The sequence below is a fragment of the Plantactinospora mayteni genome (genome assembly GCF_016862935.1).
Classification (GTDB): Bacteria; Actinomycetota; Actinomycetes; order Mycobacteriales; family Micromonosporaceae; genus Plantactinospora; species Plantactinospora mayteni.
On the sequence record NZ_BONX01000007.1, the window covers coordinates 273,345 to 285,048 of the forward strand.

Annotated in this window: 8 protein-coding genes; 4 read left to right on the forward strand and 4 right to left on the reverse strand. The window is 72.8% G+C overall.

The genetic code is table 11. The features are described 5' to 3' along the window. The first annotated feature begins 62 nt into the window (after nucleotides 1-62). Together Pma05_RS06960 and Pma05_RS06965 are read left to right on the forward strand one after the other, a co-directional pair. The gene (locus Pma05_RS06960; RefSeq protein ID WP_203856451.1) at nucleotides 63-1,355 is read left to right on the forward strand and encodes an ABC transporter substrate-binding protein; all 1,293 of its coding nucleotides are present in this window, start codon (nucleotides 63-65) and stop codon (nucleotides 1,353-1,355) included. Nucleotides 1,356-1,384: 29 nt separating this feature from the next. Further along, a complete protein-coding gene (locus tag Pma05_RS06965; RefSeq protein ID WP_203856452.1) occupies nucleotides 1,385-3,589 on the forward strand; it encodes a hypothetical protein in 2,205 nt (734 codons plus the stop codon). Nucleotides 3,590-3,672: 83 nt separating this feature from the next. Here Pma05_RS06965 and Pma05_RS06970 read toward each other — a convergent pair whose 3' ends face one another. After that, complete coding sequence (locus tag Pma05_RS06970) at nucleotides 3,673-6,678, reverse strand: glycoside hydrolase family 3 C-terminal domain-containing protein (RefSeq protein ID WP_203856453.1); 3,006 nt, start codon at nucleotides 6,676-6,678, stop codon at nucleotides 3,673-3,675. 122 nt (nucleotides 6,679-6,800) lie between these two features. On the opposite strand from Pma05_RS06970, the gene Pma05_RS06975 reads away from it, so the two are divergent. Further along, nucleotides 6,801-7,112 carry a hypothetical protein gene (locus Pma05_RS06975; protein ID WP_203856454.1) on the forward strand — a complete coding sequence of 104 codons (312 nt, stop codon included), beginning with the start codon at nucleotides 6,801-6,803 and terminating at the stop codon, nucleotides 7,110-7,112. 71 nt (nucleotides 7,113-7,183) lie between these two features. On the opposite strand, the gene Pma05_RS06980 is transcribed toward Pma05_RS06975, so the two are convergent. The 3 genes from Pma05_RS06980 to Pma05_RS06990 all read right to left on the reverse strand — a co-directional run bounded on the left by Pma05_RS06980 (nucleotide 7,184) and on the right by Pma05_RS06990 (nucleotide 10,183). Next, on the reverse strand, nucleotides 7,184-7,993 hold the full coding sequence (locus Pma05_RS06980) for an ABC transporter ATP-binding protein (RefSeq protein WP_203856545.1): 810 nt from the start codon (nucleotides 7,991-7,993) through the stop codon (nucleotides 7,184-7,186). A gap of 73 nt (nucleotides 7,994-8,066) precedes the next feature. Further along, nucleotides 8,067-9,131 carry a FecCD family ABC transporter permease gene (locus tag Pma05_RS06985; RefSeq protein WP_203856455.1) on the reverse strand — a complete coding sequence of 355 codons (1,065 nt, stop codon included), beginning with the start codon at nucleotides 9,129-9,131 and terminating at the stop codon, nucleotides 8,067-8,069. 5 nt (nucleotides 9,132-9,136) lie between these two features. Continuing rightward, the gene (locus Pma05_RS06990) at nucleotides 9,137-10,183 is read right to left on the reverse strand and encodes a FecCD family ABC transporter permease (protein WP_239311815.1); all 1,047 of its coding nucleotides are present in this window, start codon (nucleotides 10,181-10,183) and stop codon (nucleotides 9,137-9,139) included. Nucleotides 10,184-10,620: 437 nt separating this feature from the next. Between Pma05_RS06990 and Pma05_RS06995 the strand changes: the two genes are divergently transcribed. Next, nucleotides 10,621-11,646 carry an iron-siderophore ABC transporter substrate-binding protein gene (locus Pma05_RS06995; RefSeq protein WP_239311817.1) on the forward strand — a complete coding sequence of 342 codons (1,026 nt, stop codon included), beginning with the start codon at nucleotides 10,621-10,623 and terminating at the stop codon, nucleotides 11,644-11,646. Nucleotides 11,647-11,704 lie beyond the last annotated feature (58 nt).

Genomic DNA, 11,704 nt, shown 5'->3' on the forward strand with positions numbered 1-11,704 from the left:
TCCACCCACCGCATCGTCATACCCACCCCATCGCTACACCCACCGTCAGCGAAGGAGTTCCGATGAGAGTCAGATCCGTCCGGACCCGCCTCAGCACCGTCGCCGTCTCCGCCACCCTGCTGCTCTCGGTCGCCGCCTGCGGCGACTCCGGCGGGGACAGCGGGCCCGTAGAGTTGCGCTTCTCCTGGTGGGGGAACAACGACCGGGCCCAGGCCACCCAGAAGGTGATCGACGCCTTCCAGGCGCAGAACCCGGACATCAAGGTCAGCGGCTCGTCGGCCGACTTCAACGCGTACTTCGACAAGCTCGCCACCGAGGTCGCGGCCGGTGACGCGCCGGACGTCATCACGCTGGGCGGCGCCTACCCCCGGGAGTACGGCGACCGGGGCGCGCTGCTCGACCTGGCCCGGGTGCAGAACGAGCTGAGGACCGACAAGATCGATGCCGCCGCGCTCGGCAACGGACGCTTCGAGGAGAAGCAGTACGGCGTACCGACCGGGGTCAACACCTTCGCAGTGGTGGTCAACCCGGCGGTGTTCCAGAAGGCGGGTGTGCCGCTGCCCGACGACAGCACGTGGACCTGGGACGACTTCGCCCGGATCGCCCGGGACATCTCGGCGAAGTCGCCGAAGGGCACCTACGGGGCGGCCGACCCGAGCAGTGCCGACATGCTCGACCTCTACTCCCGGCAGCGCGGCGAGGGGCTCTACACTCCGGACGGCAAGGTCGCGATCAGCCGGAACACCATCACCGAGTGGTGGACGACGACCGTCGGGCTGCGCGACTCCGGCGCCACCCCGCCGGCCTCGGTGACCACCGAACTGGAGGGCCAGCCGGCCCCGGAGCAGACCCTGATGGGCCGGGGACTGGCCGGGATGCAGTTCGACTGGAGCAACCAGCTCGGCTCGCTGCGCAAGGCTTCCGGGCAGCCGCTGGAACTGCTGCGGGCGCCGGGGGAGAGCACCCAGAAGCCGGGGATGTGGTTGCAGGCGTCCCAGATCTACACCGTCAACGCCCGGACCGAGCACCCGAAGGAGGCGGCGAAGTTCGTCGACTTCCTGGTGAACAGCGCGGAGGCCGGCAAGATCATCCTGACCGACCGGGGCATCCCGGCGAACTCCGAGGTGCTCTCGGCGGTGCTGCCGGGGCTCAACCCGGACCAGTCCGCCCAGGCGAAGTTCATCGAGAAGGTCACCCCGCAGGTGGGACCGCCGCTGGTGATCGGGCCGACCGGCTCCACCGACACCCGGCTGATCCTGCAACGGCTCAACGCCGAGGTGCTCTTCGACCGCAAGTCCCCGGCCGAGGCCGCCGACGAGTTCGTCAAGCAGGTCGAGGCGGCGATCGGCAAGTGACGCGGTCCGACCGGGGCGGGGGTCGGCAGGTGACGGCCTCCGAGCGGGGCGGCGATCGGGAGAAGACCGCAGCCGACCGGGGTGGGAACGACGGCCGACCGGCGGCGCGCGGCGGGCCCCGGATCGACCGGCGGGCCCTCGTCGACCGGCACGCCGTCGAGCTGACCGGCATCCTGCCGGAATCCCCGCTCTCGGTCGGCAACGGCGAGTTCTGCTACACCGTCGACGTCACCGGATTGCAGACCTTTCCGGAGTACTACCCGGTGCAGAATCCCGGCGGTACCGGCACGCCCGGCACGCTGCTCGGCACCCAGGCACAGTGGGGCTGGCACAGCGTGCCGGGCGGGCGGGCGTACGACCTGGCGGAGACCTGTCGGGCCTATCCGACGCCGCGCGGCCCGGTCGAGTACGTCGACATGCGTGGCGCACTCTCCGGCACCGCCGAAGCCCCGGAGTCGCCGGCCGAGTCCTGGCTGCGGAACAATCCGCACCGGCTCGACCTGGGCCGGATCGGGCTGGTCTGGACGGCCCGCTCGGCCGGCTCCGGGATCACCACCCGGGCAGCCGAGCCGGCCGAGCTGACCGATCCGCACCAGCGACTCGACCTGTGGACCGGCACCATCAGCAGCCGGTTCCGGCTGGCCGGCAGCCCGGTGCGGGTCGACACGGTCTGCCACCCGGACCGCGACGTCCTCGCCGTACGCGTCGAGTCGGCCTTGCTCGCCGAGGGTCTCGCGGTCGGGATCACCTTCCCGTACGGCTCGGAGGAGTGGAGCAACGCCGCCGACTGGTCCCGGCCGCAGGCGCACTCCTCCACGCTCCGCCCGAGCCCGGACGGGGCGGTGCTGCGGCGGGTACTCGACGACACCGCGTACTCGGTCGGGATCGGGCTGCCGGACGGCGCCCGGATCCTGCACGTCGGCCGGCACGAGTTCCTGGTCAGCACCGGGCTGGCCGCCGTCGAGCTGGTCGTCGCGTTCGCGCCCGGCGCCGGTTCGGCGGCCGGCACCGCGCTGCCGACCTTCGCCGAGGTGGCCGCCGCGTCCGCCCGGCACTGGCCCGCGTTCTGGACCGGCGGTGGCGCGGTCGAGCTGGCCGACAGCCGGGACGGGCGGGCGGTCGAGCTGGAACGGCGGGTGGTGCTCTCCCAATACCTGACCGCGGTGCACTGCGCCGGTTCGCTGCCGCCGCAGGAGACCGGCCTGATGGTGAACAGTTGGCGCGGCCGGTTCCACCTGGAGATGCACTGGTGGCACGGGGCGCACTTCCCGCTCTGGGGCCGGCCCGGCCTGCTGGAACGCAGCCTCGGCTGGTATGCCGGCATCCTGCCCCGGGCCCGGGAGACCGCCCGCCGGCAGGGCTGTGCCGGTGCCCGCTGGCCCAAGCAGGTCGGCCCGGACGGCCGGGAGAGTCCGAGCCCGATCGGGCCGTTCCTGCTCTGGCAGCAGCCGCACCCGATCTTCCTCGCCGAGCTGGTCCGGCGTACCAGCACCGACCCGGAGGCCGCGCTGCGGCGGTACGCCGACGTCGTGCTCGGCACGGCGGAGTTCATGGCCGACCACCCGGTCCGGGGCGAGTACGGCTTCCAGCTCGGCCCGCCACTGGTCCCGGCCCAGGAGTCGTACGCCGACGTCCGGGAGACCCTGCGCAATCCCACCTTCGAGCTGGCGTACTGGTGCTGGGGGCTGCGGATCGCGCAGCGCTGGCGGGTCCGGCTCGGCCTTCCCCCTGAGCCGTCCTGGGAGAAGGTCGCCGCCGACCTGGTCCGGCCGCACGTCCGGGACGGGGTCTACGCCGCCGTCGACGTGCCGCCGTACACGGTCCGGGACGACCATCCGTCGATGCTGTACGCGCTCGGCCTGGTCCCACCCACCGAGCTGGTCGACCCGGAGGTCATGCGGGCCACCCTGCACGGCGTACTGGCCGACTGGGACTGGCCGTCGACCTGGGGCTGGGACTATCCGGCCATCGCGATGACCGCGACCCGGCTCGGCGAGCCGCAGGCCGCCGTCGACGCGCTGCTGCGACCCGAACCGAAGAACGGCTACCTGCCGAACGGGCACAACCGGCAGACCGCCGCGCTCCCGGTCTACCTGCCCGGCAACGGTGGGCTGCTGGCCGCCGTCGCGCTGATGGCCCGGGGCTCGGACGCGGACGCCGGCCGACCCACGCCGGGCTTTCCCGACGACGGAAGCTGGACGGTCCGGCACGAGGGACTGCACCCGATGCCCTGACGCCTCGGTCGGCGGCCCTCCGACAGCCGCACCCGATGCCCTGACGCCTCGGTAGGCCGCCCCCGATGCCCTGACGCCTCACCTCAGGCGGGCGGCCCGATGGTGAACTCGCTGACCCGCAGGCCGGCGTCGAGCCGCAGGTACACGTCCCGGACCCCGGCCGTGGGGGCCAGTGTGGCGTGCACGGTGGTGTAGGCGTACCGGTCGCCGGTGCTCGGCACGGTGGCCCGGCCGAGCAGCGGACCGGTCGGCGAGTCGAGGCGTACCTCGATGGTGCCGTCACCCGGCGCGGACCTGGCGGCCCGGACGGTGAGGGTGCCCGATCGGGCCTCCAGGGCGGTACCGGCGAACGCGATCCAGCCGCCGGAGCCGGCACCCTCGACGGCGGTGCCGCGCACCTTCGACTCGTCCACCAGCAGGATCCCGGCGTACTCGTCGAAGTTCTCCGCCCGGGTCGGCCGGGACAGGTCCCGGGCCGGGATCGTCTCGCCGCGCACCCGCAGCGTGCCGCGCTGCCGGATGTCGGTCGCGGAGCCGCCGACCAGCAGGTCGTGCCCGGCGGACTCGACCACCCAGCGGTCCCGGGTCACGTCCCAGTGCCCCAGCTCCGCCGCCCGGACGGCGAACGCCACCCGCCGGGTCTGGCCGGGGGCGAGGGTCACCCGCTGGAAGGCGCGGAGCTGCCGCAGCGGCATCCGGTCCCGGGAGGTGCGTTGCCGGGTGTAGAGCTGCACCACCTCGTCCCCGGTCCGCCGGCCGGTGTTGGTCACCTCCACTGTCACGGTCACCGTGCCGTCCGGCCCGACCGTCGGCGCGCTGGTGCGCAGCTCGCCATAGCGGAAACGGGTGTAGGAGAGGCCGTGCCCGAACGGGAACAACGGCTCTCCCCGGTGGTAGAGGTAGGTCTGCCCGGTCCGGATGATGTCGTAGTCGCGCAGGTCGGGCGGCAGGTCGGCGTCGGCGCGGTACCAGGTCTGGGTGAGTCGCCCGCCCGGGTTGCGGTCGCCGAAGAGCGTGCCCGCGAGCGCCCGGCCGGTCTCCGGCCCGGCATGCGTGGTCCAGAGCAGCGTCGCCGGCTCGGCCGCCAGCGTCACCGGATAGCTGGTCTCCAGCACCACCGCCGTCGTCGGGTTGGCCGAGGTGACCGCCTCGACCAGCGCGGACTGGCTGGCCCCGAGCGCCAGGCTCCGCCGGTCGGAGTTCTCCCGGCCGTAGACCAGCGGATGGCTGCCGACCACGACCACCACCGCGTCGGCCCGGGCAGCCGCCGCGGTGGCGGTGGCGGCGCCGCTGCGCACCACCTCCCGGCCGAACCGGGCGGCGAGGGCGCGCTCCCCGGTGCCGACCGTGCCGTCGGCACTCACGGTCAGATACGTTCCCGGGTACGGCCACCAGCTCTCGTTGGTCTCGTAGCCCGCGTACCGGATCAGGTACGCCCCGTCGGGCTGCCGTTCCAGCGCGAACTGCTGCGGCACGAACCAGCCGCCGATCTCCGCCTCGGCGGTGTGGTACGGCCCCCAGTTGCCGGCCAGATACCGCCCGTTGCCGGCGTTGCGCAGCGTACTGACGTCACCCGCCCAGTCGTTCTGGTCCCAGTGCGCCGCCTCGGTCGCTGGACCGGTCGCGGCGACGATGTTCTGCCCGGCGGCGGTGCCGGTGGCGGTCAGGTACCGCCCGGTCGCCAGCTCGCGCAGCGCCACCCGGTCGAGCGCCTCGACCCCGGTCACCGTGACACGGTCGCCGAGCCGCTCCCGGATCCCGGCCAGTGGTGTCACCCGGTACGGCAGGGCGCCGCCGTACCAGTCGCCGTAGAGCGCGTCGTGCAGCGGGCCGATCACGGCGACGTTCCGGACCCGGGTCGGGTCCAGCGGCAGGGTACCGGCCGAGTTGCGCAGCAGCACCATCGCCCGTTCCGCCGCCTCCCGGTTCAGTTGCCGGTGCGCGGGGCTGCCGATCACCTCCGGACCGATCCCCGCGTACGGGCCGCCGTCCGGGTCGAAGTGACCGAGCCGGAGCCGGATCGACAGCACCCGCCGGACCGAGGCGTCCACGTCGGCGACGGTGAGCAGTCCCCGGTCGAGTGCGTCCCGCAGGGTGGCCACCATCGGCCCGGGCTGCCCGTCGTCGACGGTGAAACTGTCCAGCCCGGCCCGGAGCATCGCCGCGTACGCCTCGGTCTCGTCGGCGTAGTAGCCCTGCAACAGGGTCAACGCGTGCGGGGCCCAGGCGTCGCTGACGTGGTAGAGGTCGCGGTCGGTCCACGACCGGATCACCTCGGCGAAGTCCGGGTTCACGTGGCTCGGGCGGCCGTTGACCAGGTTGTAGCCGGCCATCACCCCGGTCACAGCGTCGGCCGCGACCGCCGGCCGGAAAGCCGCGTCCTCGTATTCGTGCCGTAGCCGTGGTCGCAGGTTGGCCGAGGTCAGGCTCCGCTCCGCCTCCCGGTTGTACGCCGCGTAGTGCTTCAGTACCGGCGCGGTCTTGAGTCGATCCGGGTGGTCCCCGCTCAGCCCTCGGCCGTACGCGGTGGCGATCGCACTGGTCAGCAGCGGGTCCTCGGAGTAGCCCTCCTCGTTCTTGCCCCACCGGGGATCCCGCAGCAGGTTCACCACCGGGGCCCAGACCTGGAGGCCCCAGACGGTCGGGTCGGCGGCGTGGTGGCCGCGTACCTCGTCGCCGACGGCCGAGCCGATCCGCCGGACCAGGTCCGGATCCCAGGTGCTGGCCAGGCCGATCGCCTGCGGGAAGACGGTGGCCTCGGTGGCGGTCACCACGTTCCAGTTGTCGTCGACGTCGTTGGTCCAGGCCACCCCGTGCAGGGCCTCGGTTCCGGTCTTGAAGTAGCCGATGTCCAGCCGGGGGATGGCCGGCTGCGACTGGTGCAGCAGGGCGAGCTTCTCGTCCAGCGTCAGCCGGCCGAGCAGGTCGTCGATCCGCTGTCCGTCGGGCAGCCGAGGGTCCTGGAACGGAAACCGGCCGGCCGGGTCGGCGGTGCCGGCGCCGGCCGGGACCGGCACGTCGAGCAGCACCGCGACCAGTGCCACGCCGCCGTTTCGGATGAGTCGACGCCGACCGATGCCACGTTCCATGTCTCCCCCGTCCGGCGAACCCTGTCCCACCCGGACACAGGTTCGTTGTGCTCGCCCGCATCGATTTTGTTTAATATCCCAACGATCTCATCATCGATGGGAGTGGGGAAAGGGGAGGATCCATGCAGAGGTTCGCCATCAGGCTCGCGGTACTCGCGCTGGTCGGGGCCGGCGCGGCGGTCGGGCTCACCGCCGTTCCAGCACAGGCCGCGCAGGCACAGCCGTGCAGCGCCGACGGTCTCCGGCTGTACGGCCGCTATCCGGTCGACCACGACCAGCGGATCTACCAGTGCGCGCCGGACCCGTTCACCCCGCGCTGGGTGCTCTCCGAGACCTGCCCGGCGGGTACCCGGCCGGCGACCACGCTCACGCCGTACTACCCGGGCAGCACGACCGGGCCGTACCTCGCGACGACGACCTGCGCCAGCGCCTGACCGTCGCCCTCGGGTGCTCGGAACGGTGGCCGCCGGAGGTCCCGTCCTCGGTCGGCTCGACGGAGGACCGGTCAGGCGCCGGCGGCCACCGGCACCAGCGGCCGGGGATGGTGCCGACTGGTCGGGATCACCAGCGGAGTACCGGTCAGCGGGTCGACGCTCACCTCGCAGCGGACGTCGAAGACCTCGTCGACCAGGTCGGCGGTGACCACAGTCGACGGTTCGCCCTGCGCGACGATCCGACCACCCTTCATCGCGATCACGTGGTCGGCGTACCGGCACGCCTGGTTGAGGTCGTGCAGCACCATCACCACTGTCCGGCCGTCCCGCCGGTTCAGATCCACCACCAGGTCGAGTACGTCGATCTGGTGGGACAGGTCGAGGAAGGTGGTCGGCTCGTCCAGTAGCAGTACCGGGGTCTGCTGGGCCACCGCCATCGCGATCCAGGCCCGCTGGCGCTGCCCGCCGGAGAGTTCGTCCACCGGCCGGTCGGCCAACTCGGTGACCCCGGTCGCGGCGAGCGCCTCGGTCACCGCCCGCTCGTCGTCCGGCGACCACTGCCGCCACCAGGTCTGGTGCGGCGAGCGGCCCCGACCGACCAGGTCGAGCACGGTCAGGCCGTCCGGCGCGACCGGTGCCTGCGGCAGGATCCCCACCTGCCGGGCCACCTGCCGGGTGGGCAGCGAGTGGATCGCCCGGCCGTCGAGCTGGACACTGCCGGCCGTCGGGTTGAGCAGCCGGGCCAGCGCCCGGAGCAGGGTGGACTTGCCGCAGGCGTTCGCGCCGACGATCACACTGATCCGGCCCGCCGGGATTACCAGGTCGAGGTCGTCGACGACCACCCGCTCGCCGTACGCCAGGCGCAGCCGTTCGGCCCGCAGCTCGGGGTGGTCGGCGGCGCTCGGCGGCGGGGCGTCGAGTCCGGTGTCGGTGATGGTCAGTTCCACGGTCACGTCAGCCTCCAGAACCGGCGCGGTTGGTCCGGACGAGCAGCCAGAGCAGGAACGCCGCGCCGAGCGCCCCGGTCACCACGCCGACCGGCAGGTCGACGTCCGGGATGAGCCAGCGGGCCACCAGGTCGCTGGCCGAGACCATCAACGCCCCGGTCAGCGCGGAGGCCAGCAGTGGCGGCGCGGAGAGCCCCGCCAGCCGCTGGGCGATCTGCGGTGCGGCCAGTGCCACGAACAGCACCGGCCCGGTCCCGGCGGTGGCGAACGCGACCATCGCGACGCCGACGAGCACCAGGCAGAGCCGGGCCAGTTGGACGGGCGTGCCCAGCCCCCGGGCCACCTCGTCGCCGAGGTGCAGGGTCCGGGTCCAGCGCCCGAGCAACATCCCGGCGGGCAGCAGGGTCAGCACCGCGACCGAGAGCGGGCCGACCGTCTCCCAGCCGCGACCGTTGAGGTTGCCGACCAGCCAGCCGAGCGCCGCCTGTGCCTCGGTCAGTTGAGCCCGGGTCAGCAGGTAGTCGGTGGCGCTGGCGCACATCCAGGAGACCGCGATGCCGACCAGTACGATCCGGTAGCCGGTGGCGCCGCGCCGCCAGGCCAGCAGGTAGATCAGCGCGGCGGTGACCAGCCCGCCGGTCAGGCCCAGCGCCGGCAGGCTCAGCCCGGCGCCACCGAGCACGATGCCGGCGACCACGGCGGTGGTGGCCCCGGCGTTGATGCCGATCATGTCCGGACTGGCCAGCGGGTTCCGGGTGATGGTCTGGAAGATCGCCCCGGAGACCGCGAACGCGGCACCGGCGAGTACGGCGGTCAGGGCCCGGGGCAGCCGCAGCTCCCGCACGATGAAAACCTGGCCCGGGTCGCCGGAACCCCAGAGCGCGGGTACCACCCGCAGCGGGCTGACCGGGTAGTCGCCGGTGGCGATGCCGACGCAGAAGACCACGAAGGACAGTGCGGCGAGCCCGAGGCAGCAGGTCAGCAGCCGCCCCCGGAGTACGCCGGAGACCGCTGGCCGGCCGATCCGGAACGCGGTACGCCCGCCGGTGCGGCGCAGGTCGAGGAGGGTCACGCCGATCAGAGCTCCGCGAGCCGGCGGCGCCGGACCAGCATGATGAAGAACGGACCACCGATGAACGCGGCGATGATGCCGACACCGACCTCGCTCGGCCGGGCGACGACCCGACCGACGATGTCGGCCAGCAGCAGCAGGCTCGGCGCGAGCACCATGGTGAACGGCAGCAGCCAGCGGTGGTTCGGGCCGGTGATCAGCCGGGCCACGTGCGGCACCACCAGGCCGACGAAGACGATCGACCCGGCGACCGCGACCGCGGCCCCGGCGAGCAGGGTCACCGCCAGGGTGCCTTGCAGGCGTACCAGTCCGACCCGGCGGCCCAGCGCCGCCGCGACGTCGTCGCCGAGGGCGAGGCTGTTCAGCGCCGGGGCGGCGGCGAGGGCGAGTGCGACACCGACGGCCAGGAACGGCAGCAGTTGGCCGATGGTGCCGAAGTCCGGCCCGGAGAGCGAACCGGCCGCCCAGAACCGGTAGCGGTTCAGCGCCTCCGGGTCGCGCAGCACGACGGCGCTGGTCACCGAGTTGAGCAGGAAGGTGATCGCCACCCCGGCCAGTGCCACCTTGACCGGGGTGGAGCCGCCCCGGCCGAGCCCACCGAGCAGGTAGACCACCACGCTGGCCAGCAGGGCACCGGCGAAGGCGAACCAGATGTAGCCGTAGAGCGTGGCGATGCCGAACCAGGCGATCGCGACGACGATGCCGAGCGCGGCACCGGCGCTGACCCCGAGCAGGCCGGGATCGGCGAGCGGGTTGCGGGTCAGCCCCTGCATCAGCGCGCCGGAGAGGCCCAGCGCCATCCCGACCAGCAGGCCGAGCGCGGTGCGCGGCAGGCGTACGCCCCAGACGATCGCCTCGATCTGCGGGTCGGTGGACCGTGCCCCGGCCCGGTCGAGCAGGGTCTGCACCACCTGGTCCAGCGGGATCTGCCGGCTGCCCACCGCGACGGAGAGCAGGCACAGCACGATCAGGACGGTCGTGGCGACCAGGAAGAGCCCGACCGGACGGGTGGGTCGGTGACCCGTCGTCCGGGTGGGCGCGGGTCGGCTCACCGGTGCTGCCTGGTCGGTCGTCACGCGGTCCTCGGGTCTCTTCCGCGGGCGGCTCGGGTCCCGTCCGCCGGCAACGTGCAGGGGTTTCGCATCTTAGGGTAGGTATACCTTAGTTGACGGCCTCGCCGGTTGGGGAGAGCCCTTCTCTGGCGGAGCGGTTGAGGTTAGGTAAGGATTACCTTACTATCACCGTCATCGGAGCCGGACGCCGGTGCCGTGCCCGACGTCCAGGCGACCGTCGCCCGACGCCGCGCGACCGCATTCCGAGCCGGGTTCCGAGCCGCATTCCAGAGCCGGCGCGGAGCGCCGAGACCACACCGAGACCGATTCCCACACCGAGACCGATTCCCACACCGAGACCGAGTCCCGCGCCGAGACCGATTTCCGCCCGACCGCCGACCGCGCGACGGGACACCCGAGAGACCGAAGAGGAGCCGATGTCCACGACACCTGCCCGCACGATGCGTCCACGGCCGGTCGCCCGCCTGACGGCGGCGCTGGCCGTCCTCGTACTCGGCCTGGCCGGCTGCGGCGGTGGCGACGACGGCGCCGACCCGGCCCCGTCGGCGAGCGCCGGCGGCACCTTCCCGGTCACGGTCGAACACAAGTACGGCAGCACCGAGATCACCAAGGCGCCCGCCCGGGTGGTCACGCTCGGGCTCAGCGACCAGGACCCGGTACTCGCCCTCGGCGTCGTACCGGTCGGCGCGATCGACTGGTTCCTGGAGCGGCCGTACGGCAAGTGGCCCTGGGCGCAGCAGCTCTGGGGCAGTACCCCGCCGGAGATCGTCGGTGAGCGGGACGACTACAACCTCGAGAAGATCGCGGCACTGCGACCGGATCTGATCATCGGGCTCTACTCCGGGATGACCCAGGAGCAGTACCAGAAGCTCTCCCAGCTCGCCCCGACCGTCGCCCAGCCGAAGGGCTTCGCCGACTACGCCGCGCCGTGGCAGGAGATGACCCGGGCGGCCGGCCGCGCGCTGGGCAGGCCGGAGCAGGCCGACAAGCTGATCGCCGACGTCGACGCCCGGTTCGCCAAGGCCCGGCAGGAACACCCCGGCTTCGCCGGCAGGTCCGTCGCGGTGGTCGACCCGTACGAGGCCGGCAAGTACGCGGTCTTCGCGCCGAGCGACCCGAAGGTGGTCTTCATGACCCAGCTCGGCTTCACCGTGCCGGACACGATCGTGCAGGCGGCCGGCAAGGAGTACGCCGCCGAGATCGGCTCCGAGCGACTCGACCTGGTCGACGTCGACAAGCTGCTCTTCCTCACCTCGGACGCCAGTGCCGAGCCGAGGGTGAAGGCGGACAAGGTCTACGCCACCCTTGACGTGGCGAAGCAGAACCGGGCGGTCTTCCTGCCGTACGAGAACCCGCCGCTCGGTGCCGCGCTCTCGTTCAGCACCGTACTCAGTGTCCCGTACGCGCTGGACCAGATCCTGCCGCTGCTCGGCGACGGCTGACCGCCGGCCGATCCCCGACACCCTCCACACCGGACCGTTCCCACCCGCTCGCGAGAGG